Annotated in this window: 15 protein-coding genes; 9 read left to right on the top strand and 6 right to left on the bottom strand. The window is 62.8% G+C overall.

Features of this window, described 5'->3' with window-relative positions; translation table 11 throughout:
- Positions 1–59: 59 nt before the first annotated feature.
- Together ACN6KF_RS13740 and ACN6KF_RS13735 are read right to left on the bottom strand one after the other, a co-directional pair.
- Complete coding sequence (locus tag ACN6KF_RS13740; protein ID WP_434957367.1) at positions 60–350, bottom strand: DUF1330 domain-containing protein; 291 nt, start codon at positions 348–350, stop codon at positions 60–62.
- On the bottom strand, positions 347–712 hold the full coding sequence (locus ACN6KF_RS13735) for a MerR family transcriptional regulator (RefSeq protein ID WP_434957366.1): 366 nt from the start codon (positions 710–712) through the stop codon (positions 347–349). The genes ACN6KF_RS13740 and ACN6KF_RS13735 overlap by 4 nt, the downstream gene beginning before the upstream one ends.
- 204 nt (positions 713–916) lie before the next feature.
- On the opposite strand from ACN6KF_RS13735, the gene ACN6KF_RS13730 reads away from it, so the two are divergent.
- Positions 917–1,360 carry a YqfO family protein gene (locus tag ACN6KF_RS13730; RefSeq protein ID WP_434957365.1) on the top strand — a complete coding sequence of 148 codons (444 nt, stop codon included), beginning with the start codon at positions 917–919 and terminating at the stop codon, positions 1,358–1,360.
- 22 nt (positions 1,361–1,382) lie between these two features.
- Here ACN6KF_RS13730 and ACN6KF_RS13725 read toward each other — a convergent pair whose 3' ends face one another.
- Positions 1,383–2,387 (bottom strand): asparaginase, encoded by a 1,005-nt coding sequence (locus ACN6KF_RS13725; protein WP_434957364.1) that lies wholly within the window; start codon positions 2,385–2,387, stop codon positions 1,383–1,385.
- 263 nt (positions 2,388–2,650) lie between these two features.
- Between ACN6KF_RS13725 and ACN6KF_RS13720 the strand changes: the two genes are divergently transcribed.
- On the top strand, positions 2,651–4,114 hold the full coding sequence (locus tag ACN6KF_RS13720) for an NAD-dependent succinate-semialdehyde dehydrogenase (protein WP_434957363.1): 1,464 nt from the start codon (positions 2,651–2,653) through the stop codon (positions 4,112–4,114).
- 66 nt (positions 4,115–4,180) lie between these two features.
- Here the strand turns inward: ACN6KF_RS13720 and ACN6KF_RS13715 are convergent, their stop codons facing one another.
- Positions 4,181–4,963: a DUF7847 domain-containing protein gene (locus tag ACN6KF_RS13715; protein ID WP_434957362.1), complete on the bottom strand. Its 783-nt coding sequence runs from the start codon at positions 4,961–4,963 to the stop codon at positions 4,181–4,183.
- Between the two features lie 324 nt (positions 4,964–5,287).
- On the opposite strand from ACN6KF_RS13715, the gene ACN6KF_RS13710 reads away from it, so the two are divergent.
- On the top strand, positions 5,288–6,328 hold the full coding sequence (locus tag ACN6KF_RS13710) for an alpha/beta hydrolase (protein WP_434957361.1): 1,041 nt from the start codon (positions 5,288–5,290) through the stop codon (positions 6,326–6,328).
- A gap of 37 nt (positions 6,329–6,365) precedes the next feature.
- Here ACN6KF_RS13710 and ACN6KF_RS13705 read toward each other — a convergent pair whose 3' ends face one another.
- The gene (locus tag ACN6KF_RS13705; RefSeq protein ID WP_434957360.1) at positions 6,366–6,707 is read right to left on the bottom strand and encodes a cupin domain-containing protein; all 342 of its coding nucleotides are present in this window, start codon (positions 6,705–6,707) and stop codon (positions 6,366–6,368) included.
- A gap of 85 nt (positions 6,708–6,792) precedes the next feature.
- A complete protein-coding gene (locus tag ACN6KF_RS13700) occupies positions 6,793–7,536 on the bottom strand; it encodes a FadR/GntR family transcriptional regulator (RefSeq protein ID WP_434957359.1) in 744 nt (247 codons plus the stop codon).
- Between the two features lie 261 nt (positions 7,537–7,797).
- On the opposite strand from ACN6KF_RS13700, the gene ACN6KF_RS13695 reads away from it, so the two are divergent.
- From ACN6KF_RS13695 to ACN6KF_RS13670, 6 genes are all read left to right on the top strand, one after another.
- The gene (locus ACN6KF_RS13695; RefSeq protein WP_434957358.1) at positions 7,798–8,877 is read left to right on the top strand and encodes an ABC transporter ATP-binding protein; all 1,080 of its coding nucleotides are present in this window, start codon (positions 7,798–7,800) and stop codon (positions 8,875–8,877) included.
- A 10-nt stretch (positions 8,878–8,887) separates the two neighbouring features.
- Positions 8,888–9,817 carry a carbohydrate ABC transporter permease gene (locus tag ACN6KF_RS13690; RefSeq protein WP_434957357.1) on the top strand — a complete coding sequence of 310 codons (930 nt, stop codon included), beginning with the start codon at positions 8,888–8,890 and terminating at the stop codon, positions 9,815–9,817.
- A gap of 3 nt (positions 9,818–9,820) precedes the next feature.
- Positions 9,821–10,666 carry a carbohydrate ABC transporter permease gene (locus ACN6KF_RS13685; RefSeq protein WP_434957356.1) on the top strand — a complete coding sequence of 282 codons (846 nt, stop codon included), beginning with the start codon at positions 9,821–9,823 and terminating at the stop codon, positions 10,664–10,666.
- Between the two features lie 78 nt (positions 10,667–10,744).
- Positions 10,745–12,067 carry an extracellular solute-binding protein gene (locus ACN6KF_RS13680; RefSeq protein ID WP_434957355.1) on the top strand — a complete coding sequence of 441 codons (1,323 nt, stop codon included), beginning with the start codon at positions 10,745–10,747 and terminating at the stop codon, positions 12,065–12,067.
- Positions 12,068–12,163: 96 nt separating this feature from the next.
- Complete coding sequence (arfA, locus tag ACN6KF_RS13675) at positions 12,164–13,675, top strand: arabinosylfuranosidase ArfA (RefSeq protein ID WP_434957354.1); 1,512 nt, start codon at positions 12,164–12,166, stop codon at positions 13,673–13,675.
- A gap of 360 nt (positions 13,676–14,035) precedes the next feature.
- Complete coding sequence (locus ACN6KF_RS13670) at positions 14,036–15,619, top strand: Na+/H+ antiporter (RefSeq protein ID WP_434957353.1); 1,584 nt, start codon at positions 14,036–14,038, stop codon at positions 15,617–15,619.
- The last annotated feature ends 43 nt before the right edge of the window (positions 15,620–15,662 follow it).

Genomic DNA, 15,662 nt, shown 5'->3' with positions numbered 1-15,662 from the left:
TTGTCGCCCCGTTCTAGCGGGCCGTGTCGGGCAATGTTTCGACTTGCGTCGAAGCATGCTCAATCGACGCCGTCCACCCGGATCAGGTTTCTGCTCAGGGCCTTGCCACGAAAATTCAGGGCCTCGGCATATTCAGGGGAGGCATACCAGGCCTCGACGGCCTCCCGGTCGGGAAATTCTACCAGGACGATCAGGCGAGGCGACCAGTTTCCCTCCATGTTTTGCACCGATCCGCCGCGTGCCAGATAGCGGCCGCCATATTTTTCGATCGTCGCGGGGGCCAGCCGCACATAGGCGTTCCAGGCTTCCACGTCCTGCGGAACCACGTCGGAAATGACATAGGCACTCATGATTTTCGTCCTTTTTCCAGTTCAGCCAGGTCCAGGATCTTCTGCTGGATGACGACGAGACAGGATTGAAGGTCCTCGATCTGGGCTGCCACCCGCCGGCCTTGCTTCTCAAGCATGTCGCGGCGCGCGGCCTCGGTACCGGCGCCCTGCTTCCACAAGAGCGCATAGGCCGCGATGTCCCGGATCGGCATGCCCGCAGCCTTCATGCGGCCGAGGAATTCGATCCAGCCGAGGATGGCGGCGTCATAGTCCCGCTGGCCCGAACGGTTCCGAAAGGCTGGCGGAAGCAGGCCGGCTTTCTCGTAGTAGCGAAGCGTGTGCACCGACAATCCCGAGCGACGCGCCAGTTCTCCGATTTTCATCTGTCTTCATCGCACTCCTGAACTGTCGTCGAGGCTACTTGCTGGAGTGCACTCTAGATCAAGTGCTGATTTGCGGGATATCTGACGCGTGGCGAGTGCCGTCCAGGGAGCGACTTGCATGGGGCCTTCTCTGCCGAGAATGCTGACAGGCAGTTGTCAGCAGCGGCGGACTAAGGTCCCGGCTTCAACCAGCCGGAAGGGCAGATGGCCATGACAGGTTTCGAGACATTGTCGGTTTCGATGGTGCCCATGCGCCTTCTGACGTTTCAGGCTCCGGTGGAGGATGTCGATCGTATCATGGCGGCGGTCATTGCCATCACTCCGCTCACGATGGGGGCCTATGACAGCAATGCCTATCAATCCGCGCCCGGGACCGAGCGCTATCGCCCATTGGAAGGGGCGGCGGCCGGCGCCGAAAGTAAGCTTCGCCAGCGCCCCGGCGTGGTGGAAGTCTGTTTCGAGCTTCCAGATGTGCAGGAGATTACGGAGAGGGTGATCGAGGCGATCTTCCAGGCCCATTCCTACCAGGAGCCGGTGATCAGGCTGCAGACCATCCTGTCCAGCCGTTCCAAAGGGCTTGATGACAGCAAGAATCCCAATCGCTGGTGGAACAGCACGGGTGATTGGAAGAAAGCGGCCTCGACCTGAGGAAGAGCGACAAGGCGCCGCTTCAGGCCAATGCCCCCGCCAGGCGGAGCCTGCCCACCTCGATGCCGTTCCAGTTCTTCTGTACGGGTTCGAGGAAGCGTTTCAACGCCTCGGCCTCGTTTTCGGACAAGGGCAGCAGCTTGGCGATCACGCCGGCCATCATCAACTCGGCGGCTCTGGTGCCGCCATCATCGCATTTGAGGGCGATGCCGTAACCGAGTTCGGGAAAGGCGGCGCAGAATACGCCCTCGGCGCCGGTCTTCACGAAGACGCGCTCGCCGAAGATCGTCATGATCTCGGTACAGAAGCGCTTGGTGCCGGCAATCAGGAATGGTTCGGCCGCCGCGGCGCGGCGGATGCGGGTCGCGGCCTTCCCTCGCTCGGGGCCGAGATGGGCGCCGGTGCCGAAGCGGGCAAAGCCCCGTGCCACGCCGGCCAGCGGCGCGGCCTGGGTGGGAATGGAGCAGCCGTCGATGCCGACGCCATCGCCGGTGAGGGCGGCGCCGCTCATCTCGTTCACCGCCCCCATCACCTCGCGCATCACCGGATGCCCGGCTTCGACGTAGCCATGCGGATCGCGATCTCCGGCGCAGGCAAGGCAGATGAAGCCGGCGTGCTTGCCCGAACAGTTGTTGTGCAGGGCCGAAGGCTCCTCGCCGGCACGCAGCAGGGCCCAGGCGGCCGGGCGGAAACTCGGCGCATGAACGCCGCATTCGAGCGCGCCGGCATCGCGGCCGGCCTTGGCCAGCATGGCGGCGGCTGTCTCGACATGGCGCTGTTCGCCGCCATGGGAGGAGACGGCGAGGGCGATGTCGGCGTCGGTGAGGCCGAGCTTGTCGGCGGCTCCGGATTCCAGCAAGGGCAGGGCCTGGAACGCCTTCACGGCCGAGCGGGGAAAGATGGGCCTGGTGACGTCGCCAAGTGAAAGCACAAGGCGGCCTTCGGGATCGCTGACGGCAACGGCGCCGCTATGCCGGCTTTCGACCATACCGCCGCGTATGAGTTCGGCCAGGACGGGATTGGACATCGCGACTTGCTTTCTTTATGTGCAGCAAGCCTATTCCTCCTGATCGACCAGGGAGGATGAGGAGGAATAGGCAGGATCTAAAACGCTTGCAGAATATCCCGATACCGTCCACGGATCGACGATATCGGGATATTCTGCTTGGCCTCCATCGCAGGCTTCGCGAGAAGAGGCAACACCCGAATATGTGATCACATTTCTACATTGATCCGCGCGCGCCGAACGCCTATCTAAGCGCCAGCGAGAGACATAACGGAGGAAGGCGCATGTTGGAAAAGCTGGCGCAGACACTCGAATTCAAGCGTGAGGCCGCCTACGTCAACGGTCAATGGATCGCTGCCGATAGCGGCAAGACCTTGCCGGTTACCAATCCCGCCACGGGCGAACTCATCGGCAGCGTGCCCAATTGCGGCAAGGACGAGACGGCGCGCGCCATTGCCGCCGCCGATGCCGCCTTCCCGGCCTGGCGCGCCAAGACCGCCAAGGAGCGGGCCAAGATCCTGCACAAGCTCGCCGACCTGGTCGAGGCCAATGCCGACGCACTCGGCGTGCTGCTCACGGTCGAGCAGGGCAAGTCGCTCGCCGAAGCGCGCGGCGAAGTGGTGTTCTCGGCTGCCTATGTGCGCTGGTTCGCCGAGGAAGCTCAGCGCGTCTATGGCGATGTGATTCCTTCTCCCTGGCCGGGACGCCGCATCCTGGTCACCAAGGAGCCGGTCGGCGTCGTCGGTGCCATCACGCCCTGGAATTTCCCCTCTTCGATGATCGCACGCAAGCTCGGCCCGGCTTTGGCCGCCGGCTGCACCATCGTGATCAAGCCGGCCCTGCAGACACCCTATTCGGGCCTTGCCTGGGGTGTGCTGGCCGAGATGGCCGGCGTTCCCGCCGGCGTCGTCAACGTCCTCACCGGTTCGGCGAGCGCCATCGGCGGCGAGCTCACCTCCAATCCGCTGGTGCGCAAGATCACCTTCACTGGCTCCACGCCGATCGGCAAGCTGCTGGTCGAGCAGTCGGCCAAGACACTCAAGAAGGTCTCGATGGAGCTCGGCGGCAACGCTCCCTTCATCGTGTTCGACGATGCCGATGTCGATCGGGCGATCGAGGGCGCGATGATCGCCAAGTACCGCAATTCCGGCCAGACCTGCGTGTGCACCAATCGCTTCCTGGTGCAATCAGGCATCCACGATAAGTTCGTCGAGAAGCTGATCGCTGCTTCCAATGCGCTCAAGGTCGGTAACGGCCTGGAGGCTGGTGTGCAGCAAGGCCCCCTGATCGACGAGAAGGCGGTGGAGAAGGTCGAGGAGCATATCAGCGACGCCGTTGCCAAGGGCGGCAAGGTGGTGGCGGGCGGCAAGCGCCATGCGCTCGGCCACACCTTCTTCGAGCCGACGGTGGTGACCGGGGTGACCCCGGACATGCTGGTGGCGCGCGACGAGACCTTCGGGCCGCTGGCCCCGGTGTTCAAGTTCGAGACCGAGGAAGAGGCCGTCCGGATGGCCAACGATACCGAATTCGGCCTGGCCTCCTATTTCTACACCAAGGATCTCGGCCGCGCCTTCCGGGTCGCCGAAGCGCTGAAATACGGCATGGTCGGCGTCAATGAGGGCCTGATCACCACCGAAGTCGCTCCCTTCGGTGGCGTCAAGGAATCCGGCATGGGCAAGGAAGGCTCCAAATACGGCATCGAGGATTACATCGACGCCAAATATGTCTGCCTCGGTGGCCTCGACTAAGGCTTGCTCGCCTGCTGACAGCTGAATCGGGAAGGGCCGGCACCACGCCGGCCCTTTTTGTTTGGGTCAGTCGAATACGGTTGTCAGTTGCCTGACGTCGGCGCCTTCTTTCACGCGGAGGAGCTGAAAATAGGCCATCGCCGACGCAACGAAGGCAAAGCTGGTCGACAAGGCATCGACGCCGATGGTTGCGACATATTTCAGGTAATTGACTTGATCCGGCGCTGCACCCGGATCTTGGAAGGCAGCGATGATTTCCTCGAAATTGATGGCCAGTCTCGGTGCAATTTGAAGAAGCAGGAGAAGCAGGCCGAGGATCAGCAATTTCCATCGGTAGCCTCTCGTCAGTTCTGCACTTCTTTTCAGCGCTTGGAGGGGCCCGGTTCGCTCGACCACGCAGACGGGGACTGCCACGAAGTAACGGCAGAGCACCATCAGCCCGGGGATGATCAGGACGACGAGCCCGAGATAGAAGGCCCCGAGGAAGATGATCGTGGTCGCAAAAAGGGCAAGAAAACTGCGGCGTGCGTGCGTAAAAGCCGCTCCAAACGAGAAGGGTTGATGGCCCAGGACCTGCTGGACGCCCAGACAAGTTATCGCTCCGGCCGTTGCACTGAGTGCAAGGCTGAGCAGCAGGGTCGACCAATACTCGACCGATGTGAGGAGGCGATCCTGCGGTATGGGGAAGAAAGTCAGGATCAATGGGGGAGGCAGCACCGCAACCAGGGCCAGCAGCGTGAGCCGCAGGAATTGGCTGCGGTAGACGGCCCAGCTTACGCGCAATACCAGGCCGAGACCAAAATGATGCGCGGCCGATCTGGCTACGGCGATATTCTCACTTCCCGACATGGCTGGACGAACTTCCCTATGGCGTTTTGCGATTTGACGGCTTCACTCCAAATCGCAAAGACGCGCCGAGGGCGTTTCTGCCAAAACGCGCCTTGCTCTAGAATGCACCGACACAACCTCCACGATGTCATCGCGGGGCACAAGGTTCGGCACCTCTTGAATAGGCCGATTGCGTGACATTTTTGCCTCTATTGAGCAGAAAGCGCCATGAAATCGGGAAATTTTTGCCTGGAGGGCGCTCTGTCGCCTCAATTTCGCCTGTTCACTGACTATTCACCCCTTGCGCTGCATTGAAAGCAGCTCGGCAAACGGGATTGGGTTTCGATGCGGGTCGCCTCGCTCTTCGCTTTGGTTGCTTCGGCTTTGGTTCTGACGGGCTGCGTCGGGATCGATGACGATTCCGGCGACGCAACCTCGTCCTTGAAGCCGGTGCTCACCAACACGGCTTCCAACGATCAGGCGGCCAACGCCGCCCCGCTCGGCATCTGGCGCGGCGGCATGACCATGCTGATGATGACCACGCGCAATTCGACCGGCAGCAAGGAGCCTTGGTTCGGCGCCAAGCGCGCTTCCGATCCGACCGCAGCCCGCCTCGTGATGTATCCGCCGTCGAAGTCGCTGCTGGCCGCCGTCAATCCGGTTTCCACACCGGGCTGGTCTGTGGCCGGGGTGAGCGCCCTGCCGGGCGACCAGCCCGCCACGGCCCTTGCGGCACAGGCCGAAGGGCGCGACGTCATCGTCTATGTCCACGGTTATAACGAGACCTTCGACAGCGCGGCGACGAGCTATGCCAAGCTGGTCGATGGCATCAAGTTCTCGGGCGTACCGGTGCTGTTTTCCTGGCCCTCTCGTGCGGCGCTGCTGGACTACGTGACCGACAAGGACAGCGCGATGTGGTCGCGCGACGCCTTGGAGGACACGCTCACCGCGCTCGCCAACGATCCCAAGGTCGGTCGCATCAACTTGATCGCCCATTCCATGGGCAGCATGGTGATGATGGAAGCCTTGCGCTCGATGTCCGATCGCATGGGGGCTTCTCTCCCCAATCATTTCGGCGCCATCGTGCTGGCCAATCCGGATGTCGACCTCGACCTCTTCCGTCGCCAGATGAAGCGGCTGTCGTCGCTGTCATCGAAGATGACGGTGATCGTCTCCAAGAACGATCGCGCCCTGGAAATCTCGACCAAGCTCGCGGGCGGCGTGCCGCGCGTCGGCTCCGGCGACAGCGAGGAGTTGCAGAAGACCGGCGTGAAGGTGGTCGATGCCTCCGATTTCGGCTCCGGCTTCATCAACCACGACATCTTCATGAGCCGCGAGGAAGTACGGGCCGTGGTCGCCCGCGCGATCGAGAACGCGGATCAGTAGTCTTCGGCGCTGGTTGCAGAACCGCGCCAAAGCGGGATCATGCCAGGAAATCGGCGCGGTGCGGGGTGAAACAGTCCACTAGGCGGCCCTTCTCGAGTGCTTTGACGCCATGTTCGAGGCCGGATGGCACGATGAAGCTGTCGCCGGTGGCGAGCGTTTCGGTTCTTCCTCCAATGGTGACCTCGAACCGTCCCTCGGCGACATAGCTGGACTGTATGTGGGGATGCGAATGCAACCAGCCCACACCATCCTTCTCGAAGGCGAATTCGACCATCATCAGTTCGTCGGTATAGGCCAGGATGCGTCGCCGGTTGCCATCGGGCGTGAACCGCCATTCGGCGTCACCGGAGCGGGCGAATAGCTCCTTGCTGCGGATCATCGGACTTCACCTCGCTGTCCAGCTACGACCGGGAAGATAAGCACAGGTTTGGCGCGCTGTCCCGCAGACCGTCGGACGGGGCTGTCTATTGCCCGGCCGTCTTCTCGATGGCGCGCGGCGCATTGCGCAGGGCCTCCAGCATGCGGGCCCGCGAAATTTCCAGCAATTGGCTCATGGCCCTCGAGGCCTCGTCCGCCTTGCGGGCGAGAATGGCCGAGACGACGACCTGATAGGGCTGCAGATCCAGCGCCTGCCCATTGGTGCTGCGCTGGGTCAGGCCGAAGGAGACTTTCAGCGCCGTCTTGACCGCCCGCCCAATGGTGACGAACAGGCCGTTATGGGTGGCCGTCATGATGGCGAGGTGGAATTCCGTCTCGGCGCCCGCCGCCAAGGCTGGCTGCCCGAGCATGGATACCAGATCCGAGAAGCGCATCCGTATGCGTTCCAGATCATCCGCCGAACCGTCCCGCGCCGCCAGGAAGCAGGCACGTGGCTCGAAGCAGTTCCGCATTTCATAGAGATCCTCGATGATGCGCTCGTCGAACTGGGCATTGAGGCGCCAGGACAGCACGTCCTGGTCGAGCAGGTTCCAGTCGGCGAAAGGCAGCACGCGCGTGCCGGTCTTGGGGGAAACCTCGACCAGTCCTTTGGCCGCCAGGTTCTTGACGGCCTCGCGCACCGTCGAGCGGCTGACGCCATAGGCCTGGCAGAGTTCGTTCTCGATGGGCAGGGTGTCGCCGGGACGAAATTCTCCCGAGGTGATGCGGGTGCCGATGATGCGCGCGACCTGCGCACTCATCGTGCTGATGGCGGTATCCCGCTCGAACATACTCATCTCCAAACCAGCCCGCGGCCGTACACCGGCGGGAAGGCGCCCTTCGCTTGGGCAGCTTCGATCGTGCCCGGGAAGGCCTTCCACCTCTTATCACCGCTATCGGGGGCGAACAAAGCGCCCAACAACCCTCCTGCCAATTATGAATCCTCCTACAAATTGCCGATATCCGGCTCGGCGACGGATTGACACCGCGCCGCGATTACTCATATCTTATCATCAGATGATAATAAGAAAAGATGGTAGGAGGAAGAGGCCTTGAGTGCCATCGACATCGACAAGGTGTCCAAGACCTTTGGCGCCGTGAACGTCATCGCGGACCTCTCTTTGAAGATCCGCTCGGGCGAATTCATTGCCTTCCTGGGGCCGTCAGGCTGCGGAAAATCCACCTTGCTGCGCATGATCGCGGGGCTGGAGCGCGTCGATGGTGGCTCGATCTCGATCGGAGGCCAGAGGGTCGACCAGCTTCCCCCGGGCGCTCGCGGTGTCGCCATGGTGTTCCAGCATTATGCGCTCTATCCGCATATGACGATCTACGAGAACATGGCTTTCGGCCTGCGCAACATTGCCGTGCCCAGCCAGGAGATCGATCGCCGGGTGAAGGAAGCGGCGCGCATCCTGGAGATCGAGCCGCTGCTCGCCCGCAAGCCAGGCCAACTTTCCGGCGGCCAGCGACAGCGCGTCGCCATCGGCCGCGCTCTGGTGAAGAGCCCCAAGGCCTATCTGTTCGACGAGCCGCTTTCCAATCTCGATGCGGCACTACGCGTGCGCACCCGCGTCGAGCTGGCGCGCCTGCACCAGCAGGTGCAGGCCACCACCATCTTCGTCACCCATGACCAGGTCGAGGCGATGACGCTGGCCGAGCGCATCGTGGTGATGAATGCCCGCAAGATCGAGCAGGTGGGCACGCCGATGGAGGTCTATTCCCGCCCGACCACGGAATTCGTCGCGCGTTTCGTCGGCTCCCCCGCCATGAACTTCCTGCCCGTTACCATCGCCGAGCAGGGTGGTCTTGCCGCCGCCAGGCTCGCGGATGGCACCGGCTTCGCCACCCGCGTGCCCATCGCGGTCCTGCCTCAGGGTGCTAGTCTGCGCCTGGGCGTCAGGGCGGAGGCCGTCCGGGTCGATCCGGCGGGCTCTCTTGCAGGCCGGATCGAAGTGGTCGAGCGCCTCGGCGATCGCACGCATCTTTATGTGCGCCTGCCCGATGGCACCTCGTTGGTCGCTGAGGACAAGGGCGCATCGACCGCTGTCGCAGGGAGCGAGGCCCGTTTCTCGATGGATTCGCAGGCCGCACATCTGTTCGACGATGGCGGCCGTGCCTTCCATGCCGCGTGAGGAGGGGGCGATGTCCACGCAGAGCCTTCCCTCCGCCGCGACCGTGATACCCGTCCCCCGCTATGCCGGCGCTTCGATCGGGCCGAGCTGGCGCAATCTTCTGTTCGTCCTGCCTTTTCTTGCCGTCTATGTCGTCCTCTTGGTCTATCCGCTGTTTCGCGGCATCTGGATCAGCCTGCAGGAATACGACATGTTCGACCAGACGGCCTCCTTTGCCGGCCTGGCGAATTTCCGGCGCCTGTTCGCCGACAAGATCTTCCTGGGCACGGTGAGCAATACGTTCGTCTTCGTGCTGATGACCGTGCCGGTTTTCGTCGCCATCGGTCTTGCTCTCGCCCTTGCTCTCAACCGGGAGAGCAAGGGCAGTGCCGCCTTGCGGGCGATCTTCTTTGGCACCTCCGTGTTGTCGGTGACCATCGTCACCATCATCTGGAAGATGATGTATCTGCCGGACCGGGGCTTGATCGCCGGTATCCTCTCGATCTTCGACCTGCCGCCCATCCAGTTCCTCACCAGTCAGGAACTCGCCTTGCCGGCCATCGCGCTGTGTACGCTGTGGTGGGTTATCGGCCTGCCGATGATGCTCTTCCTCGCCGCCTTGCAGCAGATACCGGGCGAACTCTATGAGGCGGCCGCGCTCGACAATGCCGGGCGTTGGCGCTCCTTCTGGTCGATTACGCTGCCTTCGATCCGGCGCAGTGTCGTCGTCGTCGCGATCTACGAGATCGTCGCGCAGTTCCAGCTGTTCGGCCAGGCCCAGCTCCTCACCAGGGGGGGACCCAACAACGCATCGCGCCCCATCGTGCAGTTCATCTACGAGGAAGGCTTCCAGCGCTGGAACGTCGGCTATGCAGCCGCGGCCTCCGAGGTGCTGTTCCTGTTGATGGCCATCGCCGCGATCCTGCAATATGTCGCCGCCCAGCGGCGCGCGGAGGGCTAGGCCATGGCGAGCGCGCAGCAATTCGTCGGCCGCACCGCTGGAGACAGGGTGATCCTGGCTTGTGTCCTGCTCCTGGCTTTCGCCTGGCTGGTTCCTGTCGCCTGGGTGATCGTGCTCTCGTTCAAGCCCAATGCGGAACTGATGCTCTCGACCGCCACGGTCCTGCATCCGCCCTACACGTTGAAGAACTACACCGACATCCTCGCTTCCTCCGGCGTCTTCCGCTGGCTGCTCAACAGCATGATCGTGGCCGGCGGCATGACCATCGGCACTTTGGTGCTGTCGTCCCTGGCCGGCTACGGCTTCGCCCGCACCGAATTTCCGGGCCGTAATATCCTGTTCGTGCTGGTGCTGCTGGGTCTCGCCATTCCCGAGCAGGCGGTGATCATCGCGCGCCATCAGATGTTCACCGACTGGAAGATGCACAATGGCTATCCGGCACTGATCCTGCCGGGGCTCTCTCATGCCTTCGGCGTCTTCCTGATGACGCAATATTTCAAGGCCATCCCGCGCGACATCGACGAGGCGGCAATGCTCGACAACGCCTCGCGCTTCAAGATCTTCTGGAGGGTGGTGCTGCCGCTGACCATCCCGGCTCAGGCCACCCTCGGAATCTTCACCTTCCTGTCGGCCTGGAACGACTATCTGTGGCCGCTGATCTCGGCGACCAAGCCGGACATGTTCACCCTTACCGTCGGCATGGCCTCGACCCAGACCAATTTCGCCCAATCCGAGGGGCTCGGCTTCCTGATGGCGCAAGCCGTCTTCGCCGGGCTGCCCGTCTTCATCGTCTACCTGTTCTTCCAAAAATACATCGTCCGCGCCGTGGCCGGCGCCGCGATCCGCTGAACCCGACGAGATCTCCTGGTTCCGCGTCCCGGCCGCGCGCTCGACCTTGAACAAAATCGGCCGAAACGGAGGAAATGCATGATCGGTTTGAAACGATTGCTCTATGCCGGGGCCCTCTTGCTGCTGTCGTCGCAGGCCGGCCTCGCCCAGGACAAGACCGAGATCTCGGTGTCACGCTTCTTCGGTGCCTGCGAAGCCGACTATGGCGCGGTGACGGATGTTGCCAAGGCCAATGGTGAGTGCGGCATCATCACGGCGTTGATCAACAAGTTCAATGCCGAGAGCAAGGCTACCCGCGTCAAGGTCGATATCGTCGAATGGCCCGGTTACGACCAGCTTACTGCCCGCATCCGTTCCGGCGAGCCGCCGACCATCTCGGTCATGCATGAGGCCGTCATCAGCGACTATTCCTCGCGCGGCCTGCTGGAGCCCCTGGACGAGGGCTTGAAAACGGCAGGCGTCGATACCGGCGACTTCACCGACGCTGCCAAGGCCGGCGTCACCAAGGATGGCAAGACCTATGCCTTGCCATTCGATACCCATACCTGGCTCTGGCACATCAATCTGAACCTGTTCAAGCAGGCTGGGCTCGTCGATGCTGCCGGCAAGCCGATCCTGCCCAAGAATGGTGAGGAATTGCTGGCTCAGGCCAAGCAGTTCAAGGAGAAGACGGGCAAGCCTTATTTCGTCTGGACCATCGCCAATGAGCGAGCCTTCTTCACCCGGACCTTCGATACGCTGCTCTATCAGCAGAATTCCGATTTCTTCGCCGACCCGACCAAGGTCAATTTCTCGACGCCTGAGGCCAAGAACGCCGCGACGCTGCTGAAGACGCTTTACCAGAACGGCGACACCACCAAGGGGCAGGACTATGCCGCCTCGGTCGCCAGCTTTGCGGCCGGCGATGCGGGCGTGTTCATCTGCGGTACCTGGCTGGTCGATACCTACGACCAGGAATCCAAGAAGAGTGGCGCTCCCTTGTCCGGTGGCTATGCGGTGGTGCCTTTCCCGCAGCTCTATCCCGGCAGCCCGCGCGTCTGGGCTGACGGGCATAGCTGGGTGGTCCTCAAGGCCGATCTCACCGATGCTCAGCGCAAATCGGCCTACGAGTTCCTGAAATTCCTGTGGGACAATGATTTCCAGTGGGCACGCACCGGCCATCTGCCCATCCGCAAATCCGTGGCCGGCAGCGCCGAGTTCAAAGCCCTGCCGCATCGGGCCGATCTTGCGCCGCTGACCAGCAATGGCGCCGCCCGCCCGGCGGCGGTGAAGCGCCAATTCGCGATCCAGGAGATCGAGAATGACGAGGTCACCGCCGGCGTGACCGGCGACAAGGAGATCGACGCCGCGCTCGCCGACGCGCAGTCCCGCATCAACGAATTGCTGGCGAACGCGAAGTAACGCCGCGTTTCGCCACATCCAGGACCCACGGCTCTCCTCCCGCCGTGGGTCCCTCTCCCGCCAAACATTTCCCAGGTTCAAAGGTCAGTTTACGCCATGCCGTCCGCCCGCCTGATCGTCGATCACGATTTCATCATCTCCGATCTCGACCGCCGCATCTTCGGTACGTTCGTCGAGCATATGGGACGGTGCGTCTACACCGGTATCTTCGAACCCGGCCATCCCACCGCGGATGACCAGGGTTTCCGCCAGGATGTCGCCGAGCTGACCCGCGAACTCGGCACCACCATCGTGCGCTATCCGGGTGGCAATTTCCTGTCCGGCTACAATTGGGAGGACGGCGTCGGCCCGGTCGAGCAGCGGCCGCGCCGGCTCGATCTCGCCTGGTTCTCGACCGAGACCAACGCCTTCGGCACCAACGAATTCATCGACTGGTCCCGAAAGGTCGGGGTGGAGCCGATGTTCGGCGTCAATCTCGGCACCCGCGACCATGACGAGGCGCGGCGCTTCATCGAATATTGCAACCATCCGGGCGGTACCGAGCTGTCGGAACTGCGCAAGAGCCACGGCTATGACAAGCCGCACGACATCAAGTTCTGGTGCCTCGGCAACGAGATGGACGGCCCCTGGCAGATCGGCGCCAAGACAGCGGGCGAATACGGCCGCATCGCCCATGAGACCGCCAAGGTGATGCGCTGGGTCGATCCCTCGATCGAGCTGGCGGCCTGCGGTTCATCCAACCGCGACATGGCCACCTATGCCCGTTGGGAATACGAGGTTCTCGACCATTGCTTCGATTATGTCGACTTCATCTCCCTGCACACCTATTTCCAGAACCCGCATGACAGCACAGAGGAATTCCTCGGCAATATCGAGCTGCTGGAAGCCTTCATCCGCGAGGTGGTGGCGATTGCCGATGCCGTGGCCGCCACGCGCCGCTCGCCCAAGAGGATCATGCTTTCCCTCGACGAGTGGAACGTCTGGTACAAGGCGCGCACGCATGAGCATCTGCGCAAGCCCGGCTGGCCCGAGCACCCGCCGCTGATCGAGGAGGTCTACAACACCGAGGATGCGCTCCTGGTGGGCGGTGCGTTGATCACCCTGCTCAACAATGCCGACCGCGTGAAATGCGCCTGTATCGCCCAACTCGTGAACATCATCGGCCCGATCATGACGGAGCCGGGCGGAGCGGCCTGGCGCCAGACCATCTTCCATCCCTTCGCGCTGACGGCGCGCCATGCCCATGGTCGCGTGCTGCGCTCGCTGATCTCTTCACCCTTCTATGCCGGCAAGACAGCGCCGGAAATTCCCTACCTCCATGCCTGCGTCACCGAGGACGAGGCGACCGGCCAGGTCACCATTTTCGCCCTGAACCGTCATCTCGGCGAGCCGATGGATCTCGAAGTCCTGCTGCGGGGCTTCGGCGGCAACCGCCAGGTGGTGGAGGCGCTGCAGATCCACCATCCCAACATGAAGGCTGTCAATACCAAGGACGCCCAGGACACCGTCGCACCGGCCCCAATCGAGAAGGTGAGCCTGGAGGGAGATCGCCTGCAGGCCAGGCTGATGCCGGGTTCCTGGAACGTGATCGTCACCGCTCCGCGCTGAGCGGGGAGGGGAGCGATATCGTCATTGGGCTGAACAAGGCGCGATTTCAGAACTGAGCGCGCCAATCCCTCCCCGTTTGCGGGGAGGGTGGCCCGAAGGGCCGGGTGGGGGAGAGTGGCGCCACAGAGCTTCTTATTGCTCGATTTGAACCACTCTCCCCCTTCCGTCGATGCTTCGGATCGCCACTTTCCCCGAAATCGTGGAAGGATTGGCGCGTCTCACTCGTCCTGGCCGTGCTCCTCGGAATGAGAGGCAAAGATAGGAGCAGTCTCATCAACCCGGCATTTGTGCTGAAACGCCGGCTTTCATTTCTGACATGACGTTATAGGGTCTGGAAAAGCCAAATGGGGGCAAAGGCTGATGGACCCTATTCACCTGTTCGAACTGGTGATCGCGATGTTCCTGGCGATCATCGTCCTGCACTTTGCTGCGCACAAGCTGGGGCTGCCGCCCTCCGTCGCGCTGCTTGCCGGCGGCGCATCGCTCGCCTTTCTGCCGGGCCTGCCCGCCATCGCGCTCGATCCCAACCTGGTGCTCGTCATCTTCCTGCCGCCGCTCCTGATGGACGGGGCCTGGTTTATCGCGCTCGGGCGGTTGCGACGCCACATGATCGGCATTGCCTCGCTTGCGGTCGGGGCGGTGGTCTTCACCTGCGTCGTCGTGGCCGTGGTGACCCATCTCGTATTCCCGTCATTGCCCTGGGCGGCATGCGCTGCACTGGGAGCGATCGTCTCGCCGCCCGACGCCGTCTCCGCTCGTGCCATTCTGCAGCGGGTGAAACTGCCTCGGCGCCTGCAGATCCTGCTCGAGGGCGAAAGCCTGTTCAACGATGCGAGCGGCCTGGTGCTTTTCCGCTTCGCCATCGCGGCCGGCGTTACGGGTGCCTTCAGCGCGGTGGACGCGGTCGGCGAGTTCTTCCTGTTGGCATTGGGAGGCGTTCTTATCGGCATTGCCGCCGGCGCGGCATGGGTGCTGCTCGCCCGCCGCCTCGGTGACGAATATTTGATCATCGCTGCCACGTGCCTGTTGTCCTGGTCGTCTTATCTGCTGGGTGAGATGTTCCATGTCTCCGGCGTCATCGCCACGGTAACCACGGGCCTGATTGCCGGCTGGTATCAGCACACCGTGTTTTCGGCCTCGGTACGCATGCGCGGCACCTCGTTCTGGTCCGTGATGATTTTCCTGATGGAGGCGGCGGTCTTCATCCTGATCGGTTTCACCCTGCGCGGTGTGGTGGAACGGGGCGGCGGTTTCGGCGTGGTGTTCGAAACGATGGCCGTGCCCATCCTCGTGATCCTGCTGGCGCTCACCCTGGCGCGATTTGCCTGGGTGTTCGGTTCGGATCTGGTGATCCGGCTTTGCGAGGTGTTGGGCGTCGATCGCTACAAGCCGCTTGGCGTCCCCGGCGCCATCGTGCTGAGCTGGGCGGGTGTAAGGGGCGTCGTCACCCTGGCCCTGGCGTTGAGCGTGCCGGAAGGGTTCCCCGGTCGTGATTTCATCCTGGTGACGTCGTTCGCCGTCATCCTGGGAACGGTGCTCGTGCAGGGCACGACCCTCGGGCGCGTGATCGGCTGGGTGAAGCCGGTCGAGCCGGAGACGGAACGGGCGCGCCTTACCATGGCCCAGGCCGAATCCGCCATGGCGCAGAAGCAATTGGTCACCATCCAGCAGCTTGCCTATGACAGCGAGGGTACGCTCATTCATCCCCGGTTGCTGGAACGCTACCAGCGCCGGGCGACGATGATCGTCGATTATGCCGAGCGCACGGAAGACTTTACGCCGGGACTGCATGCCCATTTCGATGTCGTGCTGGCCGCGATCGCCACCGGGCGCAACGAACTCATACGTCTCCACCGCGCTGGCAAGATCGACAACGAGACGCTGCACGAACTGGAACGTGACCTCGACCTCGAAGAGTTGAGTGCGATTTCCGCAAAATCGTGACGGGCCAAATCCTGCTGCGGCCTCGGCAGGTTGGGCCCGCGGG

This window comes from Labrys methylaminiphilus subsp. lupini (assembly GCF_051161885.1).
Taxonomy (GTDB): domain Bacteria; phylum Pseudomonadota; class Alphaproteobacteria; order Rhizobiales; family Labraceae; genus Labrys.
This window is presented reverse-complemented; position numbering and strand designations above follow the sequence as displayed.